The sequence below is a fragment of the Geodermatophilus poikilotrophus genome (genome assembly GCF_900111455.1).
GTDB lineage: Bacteria > Actinomycetota > Actinomycetes > Mycobacteriales > Geodermatophilaceae > Geodermatophilus > Geodermatophilus poikilotrophus.
The window spans coordinates 21096-40733 of the sequence record NZ_FOIE01000003.1 but is presented as its reverse complement, the minus strand read 5'-3'; the positions used below and the strand labels follow the sequence as shown (position 1 = coordinate 40733).

At 73.9% G+C, this 19638-nt stretch carries 16 protein-coding genes; 8 read left to right on the top strand and 8 right to left on the bottom strand.

Going from position 1 to position 19638, the window contains the following annotated elements; genetic code table 11:
* Positions 1-52: 52 nt before the first annotated feature.
* From BMW27_RS07695 to ctaD, 4 genes are all read left to right on the top strand, one after another.
* Positions 53-700, top strand: a complete 648-nt coding sequence (locus tag BMW27_RS07695) for an amino acid ABC transporter permease (protein ID WP_091441892.1) — start codon at positions 53-55, stop codon at positions 698-700.
* A complete protein-coding gene (locus BMW27_RS07690; protein WP_091441890.1) occupies positions 697-1602 on the top strand; it encodes an amino acid ABC transporter permease in 906 nt (301 codons plus the stop codon). The genes BMW27_RS07695 and BMW27_RS07690 overlap by 4 nt, the downstream gene beginning before the upstream one ends.
* A 75-nt stretch (positions 1603-1677) precedes the next feature.
* Positions 1678-2121, top strand: a complete 444-nt coding sequence (locus BMW27_RS07685; protein WP_091441887.1) for a hypothetical protein — start codon at positions 1678-1680, stop codon at positions 2119-2121.
* 100 nt (positions 2122-2221) lie between these two features.
* Entirely contained in the window at positions 2222-3982 is a 1761-nt protein-coding gene (ctaD, locus tag BMW27_RS07680) for an aa3-type cytochrome oxidase subunit I (protein ID WP_091441884.1), read from the top strand.
* 224 nt (positions 3983-4206) lie between these two features.
* Here ctaD and BMW27_RS07675 read toward each other — a convergent pair whose 3' ends face one another.
* From BMW27_RS07675 to BMW27_RS07655, 5 genes are all read right to left on the bottom strand, one after another.
* Positions 4207-4875 carry a regulatory protein RecX gene (locus BMW27_RS07675; protein ID WP_091441881.1) on the bottom strand — a complete coding sequence of 223 codons (669 nt, stop codon included), beginning with the start codon at positions 4873-4875 and terminating at the stop codon, positions 4207-4209.
* Between the two features lie 2 nt (positions 4876-4877).
* Positions 4878-5912, bottom strand: a complete 1035-nt coding sequence (gene recA / locus BMW27_RS07670) for a recombinase RecA (RefSeq protein ID WP_091441877.1) — start codon at positions 5910-5912, stop codon at positions 4878-4880.
* A gap of 185 nt (positions 5913-6097) precedes the next feature.
* Positions 6098-6292 carry a DUF3046 domain-containing protein gene (locus BMW27_RS07665; protein ID WP_217638076.1) on the bottom strand — a complete coding sequence of 65 codons (195 nt, stop codon included), beginning with the start codon at positions 6290-6292 and terminating at the stop codon, positions 6098-6100.
* 156 nt (positions 6293-6448) lie between these two features.
* Positions 6449-7717 carry an MFS transporter gene (locus BMW27_RS07660; RefSeq protein ID WP_091441870.1) on the bottom strand — a complete coding sequence of 423 codons (1269 nt, stop codon included), beginning with the start codon at positions 7715-7717 and terminating at the stop codon, positions 6449-6451.
* A 12-nt stretch (positions 7718-7729) separates the two neighbouring features.
* Complete coding sequence (locus tag BMW27_RS07655) at positions 7730-8875, bottom strand: acyl-CoA dehydrogenase family protein (protein ID WP_091443017.1); 1146 nt, start codon at positions 8873-8875, stop codon at positions 7730-7732.
* 88 nt (positions 8876-8963) lie between these two features.
* Between BMW27_RS07655 and BMW27_RS07650 the strand changes: the two genes are divergently transcribed.
* Positions 8964-13571, top strand: coding sequence for an ATP-dependent helicase (locus BMW27_RS07650; RefSeq protein WP_091441866.1), 4608 nt, complete (start codon positions 8964-8966; stop codon positions 13569-13571).
* 151 nt (positions 13572-13722) lie between these two features.
* Here the strand turns inward: BMW27_RS07650 and BMW27_RS07645 are convergent, their stop codons facing one another.
* On the bottom strand, positions 13723-14319 hold the full coding sequence (locus tag BMW27_RS07645; protein ID WP_091441862.1) for an antibiotic biosynthesis monooxygenase: 597 nt from the start codon (positions 14317-14319) through the stop codon (positions 13723-13725).
* A 146-nt stretch (positions 14320-14465) separates the two neighbouring features.
* On the opposite strand from BMW27_RS07645, the gene BMW27_RS07640 reads away from it, so the two are divergent.
* On the top strand, positions 14466-15320 hold the full coding sequence (locus tag BMW27_RS07640; protein WP_091441859.1) for a DNA-formamidopyrimidine glycosylase family protein: 855 nt from the start codon (positions 14466-14468) through the stop codon (positions 15318-15320).
* Between the two features lie 196 nt (positions 15321-15516).
* Here the strand turns inward: BMW27_RS07640 and BMW27_RS07635 are convergent, their stop codons facing one another.
* The gene (locus BMW27_RS07635) at positions 15517-16350 is read right to left on the bottom strand and encodes a PspA/IM30 family protein (RefSeq protein ID WP_091441858.1); all 834 of its coding nucleotides are present in this window, start codon (positions 16348-16350) and stop codon (positions 15517-15519) included.
* 148 nt (positions 16351-16498) lie between these two features.
* Between BMW27_RS07635 and BMW27_RS07630 the strand changes: the two genes are divergently transcribed.
* On the top strand, positions 16499-17515 hold the full coding sequence (locus BMW27_RS07630) for a carbohydrate kinase family protein (RefSeq protein ID WP_091441855.1): 1017 nt from the start codon (positions 16499-16501) through the stop codon (positions 17513-17515).
* Complete coding sequence (locus BMW27_RS07625) at positions 17512-17982, top strand: GNAT family N-acetyltransferase (RefSeq protein ID WP_175486417.1); 471 nt, start codon at positions 17512-17514, stop codon at positions 17980-17982. The genes BMW27_RS07630 and BMW27_RS07625 overlap by 4 nt, the downstream gene beginning before the upstream one ends.
* Here BMW27_RS07625 and BMW27_RS07620 read toward each other — a convergent pair.
* Entirely contained in the window at positions 17979-19634 is a 1656-nt protein-coding gene (locus tag BMW27_RS07620; protein ID WP_091441848.1) for a glycoside hydrolase family 13 protein, read from the bottom strand. The genes BMW27_RS07625 and BMW27_RS07620 overlap by 4 nt on opposite strands.
* Between the last annotated feature and the right edge of the window lie 4 nt (positions 19635-19638).

Below are 19638 nucleotides of genomic sequence, written 5' to 3'. Positions count from 1 at the left end.
GGGACCTCCCGCCCGGCGGCGCCTCGCCGTCCCGACCCGGAGAGGAGGCGCCGTGGACTTCGTGCGCGAGAACGCCGACCTGTTCCTCGATGCGTTCCTGACCACCCTCGGTCTGTCGCTGCTGGCCGGCCTGCTGGCGCTGGTGCTCGGCACCCTCCTCGCCGCGATGCGCGTCAGCCCCATCCCCCCGCTGCGCGGCCTGGCCACCTTCTACGTCGAGACCTTCCGCAACACGCCGCTCACGGTGGTCTTCTTCTTCATCATCTTCGGGCTGCCGCAGATCGACTTCGTCATCGGCTTCTTCCCCGGGGCCGTCCTGTCGGTCGGCCTCTACACCGCCGCCTTCGTCTGCGAGGCGGTGCGCTCGGGGGTCAACGCGGTGTCGGGCGGCCAGGCCGAGGCCGCGCGGGCGCTCGGGCTGACCTTCGGGCAGTCCCTCCGCGAGGTCGTCCTCCCCCAGGCGTTCCGGACCGTGGTCCCACCCCTGGGCAACGTGCTGATCGCGATGGTGAAGAACACCTCCATCGCCGCAGGCTTCTCGGTGAGCGACCTGAGCTCGCTGCTGCCCCGGTTGGTCAACGCCGACGCCGGTGACCTGACGCTCGTGCTCGTCGGCGTGGTCGTGGGCTACATGGTCATCACCCTCCCGTCCGCCCTGGCGGTCAACCGGATCGAGCGCCGGGTGGCGATCCTGCGATGACGACACCCGTCCTCTTCGACGTGCCCGGCCCGAAGGCCCGCCGACGCATCCGCATCGGCACGGCGGTCGGCGTCCTCGTCGTCGTGGTGATCGCCGCCCTCGTCCTCGTCCGCCTGGCCGGCAACGGCCAGCTGGAGCCACAGCGGTGGGCCGTCCTGTTCGACCCGGCCAGCCAGGTGCCCCAGGCACTCGGCCAGGCCCTGCTGCGCACGCTCCAGGTCGCGATCGTCGGCATGGTGCTGGCCACCGTGCTGGGTCTCCTGCTCGCGGTCGGCCGGCTCTCGGAGCACCGCTGGGTCCGCGTGGTCGTCACGACACTGATCGAGTTCTTCCGCGCGGTGCCGCTGCTGGTCCTGATCTTCGCGCTCTACTTCCTGCTCCCGAAGTTCGGGATCCGGCTCAGCGCGTTCTGGGCCCTGGTGGGTGGCCTGGTCCTCTACAACGCCGCGGTGCTCGCCGAGATCTTCCGCGCCGGGATCCTGTCGGTGGACCGCGGCCAGCGCGAGGCCGCCTACGGCCTCGGTATGCGCAAGACGCAGGTCATGACGCTGGTGCTGCTCCCGCAGGCGGTCCGGCGCATGCTGCCGGTGCTCATCGCCCAGCTCGTCGTGCTGCTCAAGGACACCTCGCTGGGCTTCATCATCAGCTTCCCCGAGCTCCTGCGCGGGGCGCGTGGCCTGGTGGAGTTCTTCACGCTGCAGTTCGGCAACCAGTACACGTTCCAGCTCTACGTCGCCGCAGCGGTCATCTACATCGCGATCAACCTGGTGCTGTCGTGGCTGGCGCGGTACGTGGAGCGGCGCACCCGTGGCAACGCGAAGACGGCGGCCACGACGCCGACCGAGCTGCCCGCCGACGTGCAGATGGGCGGCGGCGGCGGCGTCGTCCCGACAGTCCGGTGACACCGGCCCCCGGGTGGGGCTGCCGGGTCCCGCCCGGTGGTCCCATCCGCAGGCCGGACTGCCGAGAACTGCGACGTGGACACCGCACTCCGCCCCGCCGTGCCTCCGCTCCCGGCGCCGGCGCGCCGTCCGGCGGCACCCCTGGACGCCGCCCAGGACTTCGTGACCCAGCTGCGCGCCTCCGCGTCGTCCCTGGCCGCCGCCGCGGGCGCAGACACCGCCGTCGTGCGGGAGGTCGTGCCGCCGGCCCGTCACCGGCGCTCGCGGTGCCGGGTGGTGCTGCGCTTCGCCGGGGGTGAGGAGGCCGACGTGACCTTCCTCGGGCCGGTGAGCTCCGCGGCCGCCGCGCCCGAGCGGGTCTTCGACCTGCAGATGCGAGCGTGGCTGTCCTGCGAGCTGGGCCGCGAGGGCAGCTGGCTGGTGACCGACGACGAGGCACCGGACGGCGTCGCCGTCGACGTGACCGCCTGGTCGGCGGCCCAACGGTCGGCGGAGGAACCGGTTCCGCGCGCCGGATGAGCGGCTCGGGGGTGTTCCCGCTTCCCTGACCTGCGTTGTGGGGTCACCATGGGTTCCAGCTCCGAGCCGGAGGAGCGCGGTCGCCCCTGGGAGTCGCCGCATGACCGCTCTGGCCCCGCACCCCATCATCACGCGATCGAGCACCGCTCCTGCACCGGAGAAGGGCTCGCGGCTGTCGAACTTCCTGCGGACCACCGACCACAAGACCATCGGTCTGATGTACCTGGTCACGTCGTTCGTGTGGTTCATCATCGGCGGCCTGATGGCGATGCTCATGCGTGGGGAGCTGGCCCGGCCGGCCCTGCAGTTCCTCTCGCCGGAGCAGTACAACCAGCTGGTCACCATGCACGGCACGATCATGCTGCTGTTCTTCGCGACGCCGCTGTTCTTCGCGTTCGGCAACCTGATCATGCCGCTGCAGATCGGCGCGCCCGACGTCGCGTTCCCGCGGCTGAACTCGTTCTCGTACTGGCTGTTCCTCTTCGGCAGCACCCTCGCGGTGTCGGGCTTCCTCACCCCGGGCGGTGCCGCCGACTTCGGCTGGTACGCCTACACCCCGCTGTCCGACGTCGCGCACAGTCCCGGCGCCGGCCCGGACCTGTGGATCGCCGGCCTGGCGGTGTCCGGCCTGGGCACGATCCTCGGTGCGGTCAACTTCGCGACCACCATGGTCTGCCTGCGGGCGCCGGGCATGACGCTGTTCCGGATGCCGATCTTCTGCTGGAACACCCTGGTGACCAGCCTGCTGGTGCTCTTCGCGTTCCCGATCCTCACCGCGGCGCTGTTCGCCCTCCTGGCGGACCGGCAGATCGGCGCGTTGGTGTACTCGGAGGAGAACGGGGGGTCGATGCTGTGGCAGCACCTGTTCTGGTTCTTCGGGCACCCCGAGGTCTACATCATCGCGCTGCCGTTCTTCGGCATCGTCACCGAGATCATCCCGGTGTTCAGCCGCAAGCCGCTGTTCGGCTACAAGGGCATGGTCTTCGCGACCATCGCCATCGGCGCCCTGTCGGTGACGGTGTGGGCGCACCACATGTACGCCACCGGCGCGGTGCTGCTGCCGTTCTTCGCGTTCCTGACCTACCTGATCGCCGTGCCGACCGGGATCAAGTTCTTCAACTGGATCGGCAGCATGTGGCGGGGTCAGCTGACCTTCGAGACGCCGATGCTGTTCGCGATCGGCTTCATGGTCACCTTCCTGCTCGGTGGTCTGACCGGCGTGCTGCTGGCCTCGCCGCCGCTGGACTGGCACGTCAACGACAGCTACTTCGTCGTGGCGCACTTCCACTACGTGGTCTTCGGGACCGTGGTGTTCGCCGCCTACGCCGGCGTCTACTTCTGGTTCCCCAAGATGTGCGGCCGGATGCTCGACGAGCGTCTCGGCAAGCTCCAGTTCTGGATGACCTTCATCGGGTTCCACGGCACGTTCCTGGTGCAGCACTGGCTCGGCGGTGAGGGCATGCCGCGTCGCTACGCCAACTACCTGGCCAGCGACGGCTTCACCATGCTGAACACGGTGTCGACGATCTTCTCGTTCATCCTCGGCGCCTCCATCATCCCCTTCCTCTTCAACGTGATCCGGTCTTGGCGCCACGGGCCACTGGCGGTGCGGGACGACCCCTGGGGTCACGGCAACTCGCTGGAGTGGGCGACGTCGTCCCCGCCGCCGCGGCACAACTTCACCGAGATCCCGAAGATCCGCTCCGAGCGGCCGGCCTTCGAGGCGCACTACCCGCACCTGATCGAGCGGCTGGAGCAGGAGAAGCACGTCGGCAAGCGGCACGAGCCCTACGCCGGCGTCAGCGAGGTCGGCCTCAGCGGAGGTCAGCGGCAGGGCAGCAGGGACCCCGACCCGACCTGAGACAGGTCTCCTGCCAGCACTCGTAGAACGAACCCGTCCTCGCACCCTTCACAGGCTCGGGACGGAACTCGGGACGGGGCCGGCCGGGCCCTGGAGGGGCCGCCCCTTCACCGTCGTGCTGGCAACCCCGGCCCTTCGGGAGCTGAGGACACGCCAGGCGAGGGCCGGCCCCGGAGGGCCGTCCGCGACGCCTCGTCGGCCCCGGCGGGGAAGGGGCCGGCCGGTCACGGCAGCCAGGCGTCCAGGCCCTGCCCGTGGTGCGGCCCCGGCTCCGACTCCTCCGCATGTCCGGACCGCTCCTCGTCGAGTGCCTCACGGACCACCCAGGCGGCCAGCCCGGAGCCGTAGCCCTTGCGGGCCAGCATGCCCACCAGCCGGCGCTCGGCGGTGACGCGGTCGACCCGCCGCAGCCCGGGCAGCCGACGCTGCACCAGGCGACGGGCCGCATCCCACTCGTCCTGGTCGTCGACGAGGGCGACCGCCTCCTCGGCGACCTCGCCGTCGACGCCCTTGGCGCGCAACTCGGCCTTGAGCGCACGCCGCGCCAAGCCTCGCCCGGTCTGGCGCGAGGTCACCCAGGCCCGGGCGAAGGCGGCGTCGTCGATGAGTCCGACCTCGCCGAACCGGTCCAGGACCAGTTCGGCGACGTCATCGGGGATGCCGCGCTTGGCGAGCAGGTCGGCCAGCTGCTGACGGGTCTTGGGAGCGCCGGTCAACGCCCGCAGGCAGATCGACCGGGCGACCTGCTCGGGGTCGCCCGGGTCGTCTTCGGGTTGCGGGTCGCCCGCCGGCAGGGCGGCGTCCGGACCGTCCGGGTCAGGGGACGAACCGGAGCGCCGCCCGCGTCGCTGGGCGCGAGCCGAGCGCTCCCGCGCCTCGGGCCAGCCGCCCACCGTCAGAAGTCGGGCTGGTCGGCCACGGCCGGCTCATCGACCTTCGCGCCGATGCCCAGCTTCTCCTTGACCTTCTTCTCGATCTCGTCGGCGAGGTCGGGGTTGTCGCGCAGGAAGGTGCGGACGTTCTCCTTGCCCTGGCCGAGCTGGTCGCCCTCGTACGTGTACCAGGCGCCGGACTTGCGGATAAAGCCCTGCTCGACGCCGGCGTCGATCAGACCGCCCTCACGGCTGAACCCGGTACCCCACAGCAGGTCGAGCTCGGCCTGCTTGAACGGCGCGGCCACCTTGTTCTTGACGACCTTCACGCGGACCCGGCTGCCGACCGCCTCGGTGCCCTGCTTGAGGGTCTCGATGCGGCGGACGTCGAGCCGGACCGACGAGTAGAACTTCAGCGCGCGGCCACCGGTGGTGACCTCGGGCGAGCCGTAGACGACGCCGACCTTCTCGCGCAGCTGGTTGATGAAGATCGCGGTGGTGCCGGAGTTGTTCAGCGCACCGGTGATCTTCCGGAGCGCCTGGCTCATCAGCCGGGCCTGCAGACCGACGTGGCTGTCACCCATCTCGCCCTCGATCTCGGCGCGGGGCACGAGCGCGGCGACCGAGTCGATGACGATGACGTCGAGCGCGCCGGAGCGGATGAGCATGTCGGCGATCTCCAGCGCCTGCTCACCGGTGTCGGGCTGGCTGACCAGCAGCGCGTCGGTGTCGACGCCGATGGCCCGGGCGTACTCGGGGTCGAGCGCGTGCTCGGCGTCGATGAACGCCGCGATACCGCCGGCGGCCTGCGCGTTGGCCACCGCGTGCAGGGCGACCGTGGTCTTCCCGGAGGCCTCGGGGCCGTACACCTCGATGACGCGGCCGCGCGGCAGGCCACCGATGCCGAGGGCGATGTCGAGGGCGATCGAGCCGGTCGGGATGACCTTGATCGCCTGTGCGGCGTTGTCGCCCAGCCGCATGACCGAGCCCTTGCCGAACTGCTTGTCGATCTGGGCGAGGGCCATGTCGAGGGCCTTGTCGCGGTCGAGCGTTGCCATGGTGCTCACCTTCGGGAAGTCGCGATGCCGTGTGTTCGAGCGGGTCGGTGTCGACGCTAGAGCGGAGGTCTGACACTTCCGGGGGATCCGGTCGACCTGTGGAGGAACGCCCGGCCTGTGGACTGCGGCACCAATCTAGTCCGAACGTCTGTTCGACTGCCAGCGTGACACGCCGGTCCTGCGACTCAGCGCTCCCTGCGCGGCACGTCGAACTCCTCGCAGATCGCCAGCCACACGCGCCGCACCGGCAGGCCGGCGTCGATGGCCTCGACGGCGCTGCGCCCGCCCAGCGAGCTGAACACGTGGTCGCGGGCCACGCTCTCCGCGCGCATGGGGCCGAACTGCTCGCGGAGCCGGGACCAGAAATCCTGCAGTCGCACGACCCCGACGCTAGCGCGCACGCGGCCGGGTCTGCTGCGCTCCCCGGGCTCCTACGCTGGACGGGTGATCGGCACCGGCTCGGCCACCCTGGACCTCCTCCTCGAGGTCGGCATCGCCCTGGCGCTCCTGGCCTCGCTGGTCCTGCTCTGGCGCAACTACCGGGGCCGCTGAGCCACTCCTGCTCCGCCGGTCCGTGCCCACACCACGAGCAGCGGGACCACGAGCGCGGCCGAGACCGTCGCCACCAGCCCGTAGCCGCCCGCGGCGAGCAGCGGGCCCCCGGCGACACCGGCGACCGCCGCACCCAGCCCCATGAGCAGGTCGGTGCCGCCCTGCGCGGCCGGCCGCTGCTCGTCGGTGACCGACTCGGTGACGAGCGTGGACCCGGCGATGAGCCCGCAGGACCAGCCGAGCCCGAGCAGGAGCAGCCCGGCGCCGAGCTGCAGAGCCGCTCCGGGTGCCGCCGTCCCGGCCAGCGCCGCCGCGGCCAGCAGCAGGGCCGCGCCCACGGCGACCGCGGTCCGGCGGCCGGCCCGGTCGGCCAGCAGTCCGACCAGCGGGGAGAACAGGTACATGCCGGCGACGTGCACGCTGATGACCAGACCGATGACGCGCAGCGTCGTCCCGCCGGCGTGGCTCATGTGCACCGGCGCCATGACCATCACGCCGACCATCACCGCGTGGGAGACCACCACCGCGGTGATCCCGAGCCGGCCGCGGGGGTCGGCCCACACGGCGCGGACGGCGTGCGTGGTGGCCCGTCGTGGCCGTCCGACGTCCGCCCCTGCACCCCGCAGCCGGCGGGCCAGCAGCAGCGGGTCGGGTCGCAGCATGGCGAGCAGGCCAAGGGCGACGAGTGCGAAGACGGCGACGGAGATGGCGAAGGGCCCGGTGAGCGGCGGCAGTCCCAGGGCCTCGCCGAGCGCCTCACCGGGGCCGGCGAGGTTGGGGCCGAGCACCGAGCCGACCGTGGTCGCCCACACCACCAGGGACAGCGCCCGCCCGCGCTGCTCGGGTACGGCGAGGTCGGCCGCGGCGTAGCGCGCCTGCAGCCCGCACGTGGTGGCGGCGCCGAAGGCGAACAGGCCGACGAGGAGCAGCGGCAGCGACGAGACGACCGCGGCGACGACGGTCAGCAGGGCACCCAGGACGGCGACCCCGTACCCGGCGGCCAGCCCGGCCCGCCGGCCGGCGCGGTCGCTGACGCGGGCCAGCGGCACGGCGAGGACCGCGGCCCCGAGCACGCCGGCCGTCTGGCCGAGACCGGCCGCGGTCTCGGTGCCGGCCACGTCGCGTGCGAGGAGGCCACCGACGGTGATGCCGACCGTGATGCCCAGCCCGCTCAGGGCGACTCCCCCGCTGAGCACGCCGAGAGTCCGGCGCTGGACGAGCGCCGGATCGGCGGACCGGGTCTGGGCAGTCACGTCAGACCCCTGCTAGAGGCCCATGGCACGGCCGACGATCTCGCGCATGATCTCGTTGGTGCCGCCGTAGATCGGCTGGATGCGGGCGTCGCGCCAGGCCTTGGACACCGGGTACTCGTCCATGTAGCCGTAGCCGCCGTGCAGCTGCAGGCAGCGGTCGGCCACCTTGTTCTGCAGCTCGGTGGTCCAGTACTTGGCCATCGCCGCGTCGACCGGGGTGAGCTCGCCGCGGTCGAGCTGTCGCACGCACTCGTCGACGAAGGTGCGGGCGATGGTGACCTCGGTCTGCAGCTCGGCCAGGACGAACCGGCTGTTCTGGAAGCTGCCCACCGGCCGGCCGAAGGCGGTGCGCCCGGTGACGTACTCGACGGTCTGCGCCAGCACGGTCTCGGCCGCGGCCACCGCGCCGACCGCGATGGACAGCCGCTCCTGCGGCAGGTTCTCCATCAGGTGGGCGAAGCCGTGGTTCTCGGTGCCCAGCAGGTTCTCGGCCGGCACCGGCACGCCGTCGAAGTACAGCTCCGCGGTGTCCTGCGCCTTGAGGCCGATCTTGGGCAGGTTCCGCCCCCGGGTGAAACCGGGCATGCCCCGCTCCACCACCAGGAGGCTCAGTCCCCGCGACCCCGGGGCGTCGGGGTCGGTCCGCGCCACGACGATGACCAGGTCGGCGTTGATGCCGTTGGTGATGAAGGTCTTGGAGCCGGAGAGCAGCCACCCGTCACCGTCCCGGCGGGCCGTCGTCCGGATGCCCTGCAGGTCGCTGCCGGCCGCCGGCTCGGTCATGGCGATGGCGGTGATGAGCTCACCGCTGCAGAACCCCGGCAGCCAGCGCTGGTGCTGCTCCTCGGTGCCCAGGTCGCGCAGGTAGGGCCCGGCGACGTCGTTGTGCAGGCCGAAGCCCAGACCGGTGGCGCCGATCCGCATGAGCTCCTCGTCGAGCACCGCCTGGTAGCGGAAGTCGCGCACGCCCCCGCCGCCGTACCGCTCGTCCATGTCGGTGCCCAGCAGTCCCTGCGCGCCGGCCGAGGTCCAGACGTCGCGGGGCACGATGCCGTCGCGCTCCCACTGGTCGTGGAAGGGGGCGACGTTCTTCTCGGCCCAGGCGCGGACCGTCTCCCGGAAGTCCTCGTGCTCGGCCTCGTACAGGGATCGGCGCATGGCGGTCAGTGTGCCGCACACCACGTCGGGGGCCCTGGCCGCTGTTCGCAGGTCAGCGGAGTGTCGTCCCCCTGTGGACACTGGAGCCGTGCCCGCCCTCGACCGGTTCTCCGAGCCCACCCGGGCCTGGTTCACCGGCGCCTTCGCCGAGCCCACCGCCGCCCAGGAGGGCGCCTGGCGGGCCATCAGCAGCGGCGGCCACGCGCTCGTCGTCGCGCCCACCGGCTCGGGCAAGACCCTCGCCGCCTTCCTGTGGTCGCTCGACCGGCTGGCCGGCACCCCGCCGCCGGCCGACGAGCAGGCCCGCTGCCGGGTCCTGTACGTGTCCCCGCTGAAGGCGCTCGCCGTCGACGTCGAGCGCAACCTGCGCGCCCCGTTGGCCGGCATCGGGCAGGCGGCGGCCCGGCTGGGCCTGCCCCGCCCGGAGATCCAGGTCGGCACCCGCTCCGGGGACACTCCCGCCGAGGAGCGGCGGGCCTTCGCGCGGCGGCCCACCGACATCCTGATCACCACGCCGGAGTCGCTGTTCCTGCTGCTCACCAGCGCCGCCCGGGAGGCGCTGCGCGGCGTCGAGACGGTGATCGTCGACGAGGTTCACGCGGTGGCCGACACCAAGCGCGGCGCGCACCTGGCCGTCACCCTCGACCGGCTCGACGAGCTGCTGGAGCGCCCCGCGCAGCGGATCGGCCTGTCCGCCACGGTCCGCCCCGTCGAGGAGGTGGCCGCCTTCCTCGCCGGCGGCCGCCCGGTCGAGGTGGTCGCGCCCGGGTCGGCGAAGGAGTGGGACCTCTCGGTCGTCGTCCCGGTCGAGGACATGAGCACCCTGGGCCAGCCCACCGGTGAGCTCGAGGGCTCCGCCGCCGGCGACCAGCCGCGGACGTCGATCTGGCCGGCGGTCGAGGAGCGGGTGCTCGACCTCGTGGAGGCCCACCGCAGCACGATCGTCTTCGCCAACTCCCGGCGGCTGGCCGAGCGGCTGACCAGCCGGCTCAACGAGCTGGCCTACGAGCGGGCGACCGGGGAGCCGGTCCCGCCGGGCACCAACGCCGCCGCCTTGATGGCGCAGGCCGGCTCCGGCGGCGGGGTGCCCGAAGGCGTGCAGCCGGTCGCCGCCGCGCACCACGGCTCGGTGTCCCGCGAGCAGCGGGCGATCGTGGAGGAGGCGTTGAAGTCCGGACGGCTGCCGGCCGTGGTGGCCACCTCCAGCCTCGAGCTCGGCATCGACATGGGCGCGGTCGACCTCGTGGTCCAGGTGGAGGCCCCACCCACGGTCGCCTCCGGCCTGCAGCGCGTGGGTCGCGCCGGCCACCAGGTCGGCGCGGTCAGCCGCGGCGTGCTCTTCCCGAAGTACCGCGGCGACCTGGTCCAGTGCGCGCTGGTCGCCGAACGGATGAAGGCCGGCGCGATCGAGTCGATCCGCTACCTGCGCAACCCGCTCGACGTGCTGGCCCAGCAGGTGGTCGCCGTCGTCTCCGAGCGGCCGCGGACCGTCGACGAGGTCGCCGCGCTGGTCCGCCGGTCGGCGCCGTTCGCCTCGCTGCCGGACTCCGCGCTGCACGCGGTGCTCGACATGCTGGCCGGTCGGTACCCCTCCGACGCCTTCGCCGAGCTGCGGCCGCGGCTGACCTGGGACCGGGTCACCGACACCCTGACCGCTCGCGGCGGCGCCCAGCGGCTGGCGGTCACCAGCGGCGGCACCATCCCCGACCGCGGCCTGTTCGGCGTCTTCCTCGTCGGCGGCGAGGACAGCCGCGGCGGCCGGCGGGTCGGCGAGCTCGACGAGGAGATGGTCTACGAGTCGCGGGTGGGCGACGTGTTCCTCCTCGGCTCCTCCTCCTGGCGGATCGAGGAGATCACCCACGACCGAGTCCTGGTGAGCCCCGCCCCCGGCCAGCCCGGCAAGATGCCGTTCTGGCACGGCGACGCGCCCGGCCGCCCGCTGGAGCTGGGTCGCGCGCTGGGCGCCTTCCTCCGCGAGGTCGGCACCGCGACGCCCGAGGCCGGGCTCGAGCGCGCCCGCGCCGCTGGCCTCGACGAGTGGGGCGCGGCCAACCTGCTGGCCTACCTGGCCGAGCAGAAGCAGGCCACCGGGCACCTGCCCGACGACCGCACGCTGCTGGTGGAACGCTTCCGCGACGAGCTCGGTGACTGGCGGCTGGTCGTCCACTCGCCCTTCGGCGCCCAGGTCAACGCCCCGTGGGCGCTCGTGCTCGCCGCCCGGCTGCGGGAGCGCTACGGCGTGGACGTCGCCTCGATGCACTCCGACGACGGCATCGTGCTGCGGCTGCCCGACACCACCGGCGAGCCGCCGGAGGCCGACCTCGCCGTCCTGGACCCGGACGACGTCGAACGCGAGGTGACCGCCGAGGTCGGCAGCTCGGCGCTGTTCGCCAGCCGGTTCCGCGAGTGCGCGGCCCGGGCGCTGCTGCTCCCCCGCCGCGACCCGCGCCGGCGCACCCCGCTGTGGCAGCAACGGCAGCGCGCCGCACAGCTGCTCTCGGTGGCCAGCGAGTTCTCCAGCTTCCCGATCACGCTCGAGGCCGCCCGCGAGGTGCTGCAGGACGTCTACGACGTGCCCGGCCTGGTCGAGCTGATGCGCGACGTCCGCTCCCGCCGGGTGCGGGTGGTCGACGTGCAGACCCAGGCGGCCTCACCGTTCGCCCAGTCGCTGCTGTTCGGCTACGTCGGCCAGTTCCTCTACGAGGGCGACGCCCCGCTGGCCGAGCGGCGGGCACAGGCGCTGGCCCTCGACACCGGCCTGCTCGCCGAGCTCCTCGGCCGCTCCGAGCTGCGGGAGCTGCTCGACGCCGAGGCGCTGACCGAGGTGGAGAACGAGCTGCAGCGACTGCCGGCCCAACGCCATCCCCGCGACCCCGACGGCGCCGCGGACCTGCTGCGCATCGTCGGTGACCTCACCCCCACGGAGGCCACCGCCCGCGGCGTGGGCCAGGAGTGGCTCGACGAGCTGGTGGCCGCCCGCCGCGCGCTGGTGGTGCGCATCGCCGGCGAGGAGCGGTACGTGGCGATCGAGGACGCCGGCCGGCTGCGCGACGCCCTCGGCACCGCCCTGCCCGTCGGGGTGCCCGAGGTGTTCACCGAGCCGGTGCCCGACCCGCTCGGGGACCTGGTGGGCCGCTACGCCCGCACGCACGGTCCCTTCCAGCCCGGTGAGGTGGCGCAGCGGCTGGGGCTGGGCGTCGCGGTGGTGACGGCGACCGTGCAGCGGCTGGTCGGCACCGGCCGCCTGGTCACCGGCGAGTTCCGTCCCGGCGGCACCGGCCAGGAGTGGTGCGACGCCGACGTGCTCCGGTCGGTCCGCCGGCGCAGCCTGGCCCGGCTGCGCCAGGAGGTGGAGCCCGTGCCCGTCGGCACGCTGGCGCGCTTCACCCCGTCCTGGCAGTCGGTGGGCAGCCGGATGCGCGGCCCGGACGGCGTCCTCGCGGTCGTCGAGCAGCTGGCGGGGGCCCTCGTGCCGGCCAGCGCACTGGAGTCGCTGGTGCTGCCGGCCCGGGTCCGCGACTACTCCCCCGCGATGCTGGACGAGCTGACCAGCGCCGGCGAGGTGCTGTGGGCCGGGGCGGGTGGGCTGCCCGGCGGGGACGGCTGGGTCAGCCTCGTCCCGGCCGACCTCGCTCCGCTCCTGCTCCCCGAGCCGCTCGAGCTGCCCGAGGCGGGGTCCACCGTGCTGGACCAGCTGGCCGGCGGTCAGGCGCTGTTCTTCCGGGGGTTGTCGGACCTGGCCGGCTCCACCGACGACGCTGCCTTCGCCGACCTCGTGTGGGACCTCGTCTGGTCCGGCGTGCTCACCAACGACACCCTCGCGCCGCTGCGCACCCGGCTGTCCGGCGGCGGCACGCACAAGCGCCAGCCCACGCCGCCGCGGGCCCGGCTGGACCGCAGCCGCTACGGCCGCACCCGGCTCGGCCGGCCGGCCATGCCGACCCGCAGCGGCCCACCTACGGTGGCCGGCCGGTGGTCCCGGCTGCCCGACCGGGAGCCCAACGCCACCAAGCGGACGACGGCCCGCGCCGAGGCGCTGCTCGAGCGGCACGGCGTGCTCACCCGCGGCGCGGTGGTGGCCGAGCAGGTCTCGGGGGGCTTCTCCGCGGTGTACCCGGTGCTGCGGGCCTTCGAGGAGAACGGTCGGGCCCGTCGCGGCTACTTCGTGGAGACCCTCGGCGCCGCCCAGTTCGGCACGCCGGGGTCGGTCGACCGGCTGCGCAGCTTCGCTTCCCCCGACCGGGTGCCCGGCGGCGCGGTGGTGCTGGCCGCCACCGACCCGGCCAACGTCTACGGTGCGGCGCTCCCCTGGCCCGAGCGCCCGGACAGCGCCTCCGCCGAGCCGGGCAGCGACGCCGGCGCGGCGGTCGACGTCGGTGAGGGCACCGGCGGCGGACGGCGCTCCACCGGGCACCGGGCGGGGCGGAAGGCCGGCGCGCTGGTGGTGCTGGTCGACGGCGAGCTGGTGCTCTACGTCGAGCGCGGCGGCAAGACGCTGCTGTCCTGGACCGAGGACGAGACCGCGCTCAAGGAGGCCGCGACCGCGCTGTCCGGGGCGGTCGCGGCAGGAGCGCTGGGCCGGATGGTGGTGCAGAAGGCCGACGGCGCCTCGGTGCACGAGTCGACCCCGCTGTCGGCCGCACTGCAGGCGGCCGGCTTCGCCGCCACCCCCCGCGGCCTGCGCCTGCGCGCCTGAACCCGGCGCGCCTCTCCAGTGCCGTGCAGGGCTCGTCACCAGAACCTGCCCGGACCTGCCACGGATGGCGAGGACGGGTCCCTCGACAGGAGCGGGGAGGGGCGGCCTCCCTGCAGGGCCCCGCCGGGAGCGGGGGCAGGGAGGTCCTTCCTCAGTCGCGGGAAGGGTGCAGCCAGCGCGCGAAGAGGCGGGTCAGCACCGGCATGACGACGTAGCCCAGCAGCACCACCACGATGACCGCCGACAGCAGCAGCCGCAGGGGCAGCGGCCAGCTCGTCACGTGCGGCGACACCAGCAGCTGGAAGACGAGCGTGATGCCGAAGACAGCGGCCACCGTGAGGGCGGTCATCCGCCAGCGGGGCCCCGGCCGGGAGGGGGTCAGCGCCGTGAAGAAGCTGTCCAGACCGGCCACGTGTGCGTAGTCGACCCGGTCGGACAGGTGCTCGACGCGCTGCAGCGCGGCCTGCCGCTCGGTCGAGCGCTCCCAGCGCGCCAGCGACTCGCCGTCGGCGAAGCGGTAGACCAGGTGGTAGCGGGTCGAGCCCGGGCCCGGACGCAGCAAGCTGGTGCCCAGGTTGCCCGGGAACTCCGCGGCCAGGCCCAGCACCTCGCCGGCCCACCGCTCGAAGGCCTCGCGCTGGTCGGCCCGCACGTCGCGGGCGACGGTGACCGTGACCGGCTCGGCGGCCGCGACCACCTCCTGGGGCGCGGTGACCGGGGAGCTCGTCGATCGCTCGCGTCGCTGCACGGGAGGCTCAGCGCCGCGGCGGACGCGCGACTTCCCGCCGCCGGAGGTGACCTGCGCCGCGTCCGAGCAGCAGCAGGACCCCGTCCTGCCCACCCCCGACGAGCTCAGGGCGGTGCCCTGGACGGGGCCGGGGGACACTGGAGCGCGTGCCCGAGGGAGACACCGTCTGGCTGGCGGCGAAGCGGATGGACACCGCGCTCGGCGGCGCCACCCTGCGCCGCGGTGAGCTGCGCGTGCCGCAGCTGGCCGCCACCGACCTCGCCGGTCGAACCGTCTCCGCGGTGGTGCCGCGCGGCAAGCACATGCTCACCCGGTTCACCGACGGCTGGACGCTGCGCACGCACTACCGGATGGACGGCAGCTGGCACATCTACCGGCACGGCACCCGGTGGCGCGGCGGTCCGGCCTTCTCCATCCGCGCCATCCTGGCCACCGACGAGTGGGAGTGCGTCGGCTACCGGCTGCACGACGTGGCCATGGTCCGCACCGAGCACGAGGACCAGCTGTTCGGCCACCTCGGCCCCGACGTCCTCGGCCCGGACTGGGACCTCGAGGAGGCGCTCCGCCGACTGCGGGCGCACCCCGACGAGCAGATCGGCGTGGCCATCCTCGACCAGCGCAACCTGTGCGGTCCCGGCAACCTCTACAAGGTCGAGGGCCTGTTCGTCTGCGGCGTGCACCCGTGGATGCGGGTCGCCGACGTCAAGGACCTGCCAGGGCTGGTCGAGCGGACCCGGTCGCTGATGCTGGCCAACCGCGAACGCCCGGAGCAGAGCACCACCGGCGACCTGCGCCGCGGCCGCGACCACTGGGTCTACGGCCGCAAGGACCGCCCCTGCTACCGCTGCGGCACGCCGATCCTGCGCGGCGACCAGGGCCCGGACCTGCAGGAGCGGATCACCTACTGGTGCCCGCGCTGCCAGGCCGCCTGCTCCCCCGTCGACCCGGCGGCCCGCACCGGCGAGCCCGACCACCCGCCGCCGCTCCCCAGCGCCTCCTGAGACGCCGCGGCCCGGTCACCACGGTGACCGGGCCGCGAGCGGTCACCCCCGCTCCGGGTCCCACCCCGAGCTCGCGCAGGGTGGGGAGGACGCGGCTCCCTGCAGGGCCCCGCCGCGAGCCTGGGAACGCGTCGGAACGGCCCCGCGTCCCCCCACCAGGAGCCCGCCAGCGGTGGGGGGACGCGGGGTCCTCCTCCTACTGCTGGTCGGGGCGGTCGGCCGACTGTGCCGCCGGCTGGGCGGTGGACGTCGGCACCGACGGCGTCCCCTCCTCCAGGGCCGGGACCGCGTCCTGGCCGGTGATCGCCGGCTGCCCCATCGAGGCGCGGATCTGATCCAGCCGCGAGGCGCCGGCGACGTCGAGGGTCGCCTTCTGCACCTCGAGCATCCGGCCCTCGACCGACGTCTGCGCCAGCTCGGCCTGGCCCAGGGCGTTCGCGTAGCGGGCTTCGATCTTGTCCCGCACCTCGCCCAGGCTCGGGGTGTTGCCCGGCGCGGAGAGCTCGTTGACCTGCTTGAGCGAGGCCGCCACGTGCTCCTGCATCTTGGCCTGCTCGAGCTGGCTCATCAGCTTGGTGCGCTCGGCCAGGGTCGTCTGCAGCCGCATCCGGCTCTGCTCGACCGCGCCGCGCGCCTGCTCGGCGGCCTGCAGCGCCTCGTCGTGGCTGCGCTTGAGGTCCTCCATCGCCTGCTCGGCGGCGACCAGCTGGGTGGCGAAGGCCTGCGCGGCGTTCTCGTACTCCGCCGCCTTGGCCGCGTCCCCGCCGGCGCGGGTCTGGTCGGCCAGCACCAGCGCCTGACGCGCAGAGGCCTGCAGCTTCTCCACCTCGCCGAGCTGCCGGTTGAGCCGCATCTCCAGCTGACGCTGGTTGCCCAGCACGGCGGCCGCCTGGTTGGCCAGCGCCTGGTGCCGCTGCTGCTCGGCCTCGATGGCCTGCTGGATCTGGATCTTCGGGTCGGCCTTCTCGTCGATCTTCGCGTTGGCCGAGGCCGTGAGGTACTTCCACAACTTCACGAACGGGTTCGGCATCTGTCCTCCTGCGCAGGTAGCGGTCGTCCGCCAGGGCCTACCCGTCCGGCGTGCCGCAGCGATCGTCGTCCCCGTCATCGTCCCAGGTGCGCCCGCGGGTGAGCCAGCGCCCGGGTACGGAGGCGTTCCGGTCGCTAGGGTCGCGGGCGTGACCAGCGATCGCTCGGTGCTGAGCGTCCTCGGGGAACTCGTCGTCGACATGCTGCCCGACGTCGCGGCCGGCGCCGGGCCGCACGGCACAGCACCGCACTACGTCGCCCGGCCCGGCGGCAACGCCCTCAACGTCGCGGTGGCCGCGGGCCGTCTCGGCGTCCCGGTGCGGCTGCTCGCCCGGCTGGGCACCGGCCCGCTGGCCGTGGGGCTGCGGCGGCACGTGGAGCTGGCCGGCGTGGACCTCGCCGGGCTCGTGCCGGCCACCGAGCCGGTCAGCCTCGCGGTGGTGGGCCTGGGCCCCGACGGCTCCCCGGACTACGGGTTCCACGTGCAGGGCGCCGCCGACTGGCAGTGGAGCGACGAGGAGCTCGCCGCCGTCCTGCCGTCCGGGACGGCGATCCTGCACGTCGGTTCGATCTCCAGCTGGACCCCGCCCGGCTGCGAGGCGATCGCCCGGCTGGTCGAGCAGGTGGCCGCCGACGGCCGTGCCCTGGTCAGCGTCGACCCCAACATCCGCCCGATGCTGGCCGACGGCCCGGTCGGGACGGCGCTGGGCAACTCCGCCGCATCGGTGCGCACCCGCCTCGACCGGCTGCTGTTCCGGGCCGACATCGTCAAGGTCAGCGCCGAGGACCTCGCCTGGCTCGAGCCCGACAGCGCCGGCGACCTCGACGGGACGGCCCTGCGCTGGGCCGACCGCGGCGCCGCCCTGGTGCTGCTCACCGACGGCGGGGCCCCGTTGCGCATCGCCCGGCCCGGCCGTGACCTGCTGCGCCGCGAGCCCCCGCGGGTGACCGTGGCCGACACGGTCGGCGCCGGTGACTCGCTGGCGGCGGGGCTGTTCGCCGGGCTGCTGGACGCGGGGATCACCACCCGGGCCGCGCTGGAGGAGCTGCCCGACGAGCAGCTGCTGCCGATCATCGACGACGCCGCCCTGGTCGCGGCGCTGAACTGCACCCGCGAGGGCGCCGACCCGCCGACCCGCGAGGAACTGGAAGCGGCCCGCCGTTGAGCGCTCCCGACGACGTCACCCTCGTCGGGCTCGCCGCGCTGTCGGCTCCCGTCGTCCGCGCCCGGCTGCTCGCCGCGCACGACCGGTTCTGGGCGGTCGACACCCGGCCGCTGCACCACCCGGTCTGGTTCGACCAGTTCGGCGGCTTCGGCGCGCTGGCCCGCGGCGCCGACGGGGAGGACGTCGGCTACCTGCTCGGCGTGGTCACCGTCGACCGGCTGGCCTACCTGCACCTGCTCGCCGTGCGCTACGACCGGCGCCGCACCGGGCTGGGCCGCCGGCTGGTCGCGTGGTTCGACGACCTGGCGCGCAACACCGGGGCGCGTGTCGTCCAGACGGTCACCCGACCGGAGGACACCGCCGCGGTCGCCTTCCACACCGCACTCGGCGCCAGTGCCCACCGGGCCCAGGACCGTGCCGGACCGGGCGAGGACCGCCTCGTCCTCACCCGGTCGCTCACCCGCTAGCCCGTCCGCAGCCAGGCGGCCGTGTCCGGCGGCAGCTCACCGCCGATCGGCTCGCTGGTCAGCACCGGCTCGCCCTGGCCGGCCAGGGGCACGGGTCGCCCCGAGAGGTTGACCACGCAGCGGAACCGGCTGCCGCGGTCGAAGGCGAGCACGCCGTCCCCGAGGTCACACCAGGTCAGCGACTCGTCGTCGGCGAGGCCCGGCAGGCTGCGGCGCAGCCGCAGGGCGCTGCGGTACAACGACAGGGTGGACGCCGGGTCGTCCCGCTGGGCGGCCACCGTCGACGTCCGCCACGCCTCGGGCTGGGGCAGCCACGGGCGGACGCCGTCGGCGGTGAAGCCGAACGGCGGCCGGTCACCGGACCACGGCAGCGGCACCCGGCAGCCGTCCCGGCCGCGGGCGGTGCGGCCCGAACGCTCCCAGGTCGGGTCCTGCAGCACGTCCTCGGGCAGGTCCTCGACCTCGGGCAGGCCGAGCTCCTCCCCCTGGTACAGGTAGGCGCCGCCGGGCAGCGCGAGCGTGAGCAGTGCGGCAGCCCGCGCCCGCCGGAGCCCGAGATCGAGGTCAGCCGGACCCGACGTGTCGAAGCCCATGGTCGCCGCGCCGCTGGACGCCCGGCCGAAGCGGGTGACGTGCCGGGTCTCGTCGTGGCTGGACAGCACCCACGTCGGCGGTGCCCCGACCGGTGCCAGCGCGGCGAGCGTCCCGTCGATCGCCCCGCGGAGGCTGCCGGCGTCCCACGAGGCGCGGAGGTAGTCGAAGTTGAAGCTGGTGTGCAGCTCGTCGGGCCGGACGTAGCGGGCCAGTCGCTCGGGACCGGCGACCACCGCCTCGGAGACGAACACCCGGTCGCCGTCGTAGCCATCGCTGATCGCCCGCCAGCGCCGGAAGACCTCGTGCACCTCGTCGCGGTCCCAGTGCGGGTTGTCCACCCACCGGGCCGACTCGAACAGCGCACCGGGTGCGTGGCCGGCGTCCGGCAGCCCGGGGACCTTGGCCAGAGCCGGTGCGGCGTCCACCCGGATGCCGTCCACGCCGCGGTCGAGCCAGAACCGCACGATGCCGTCGAACTCCTCCTGCACGACCGGGTCGTCCCAGTCCAGGTCCGGCTGCTCGGGCGCGAAGAGGTGCAGGTACCACTGCCCCGGCCGCCCGTCCGGCTCGCGGACACGGGTCCAGGCCGGGCCGCCGAAGGCACTGATCCAGTCGTTGGGCGGCCGGTCCCCACCGTCCCGGCCCTCCCGGAAGAAGTACCGCGCCCGCTCGGGCGCTCCCCGGCCGCCGGCCACGGCGGCGCGGAACCACGGGTGCTCGGCGGAGGTGTGGTTGGCGACCAGGTCGACGATCAACCGCAGGCCCGTGTCGTGGGCCTCGGTGAGCAGCGCGTCGACGTCGGCCAGGGTGCCCAGGCGCGGGTCGATGTCGCGGTGGTCGCTGATGTCGTAGCCGCCGTCGGCCATCGGCGAGGGGTACCAGGGCGTGACCCACAGGGCGTCGACGCCGAGGTCCACGAGGTACGGCAGCCGGCTGCGCAGCCCGTTCACGTCCCCGACGCCGTCCCCGTCGGAGTCGGCGAAGCTGCGCAGGTAGACCTCGTAGACGACCGCTGTCCGCCACCACGGACGGCTGCCCTCGAGGTCAGCGGGGTGCATCGTG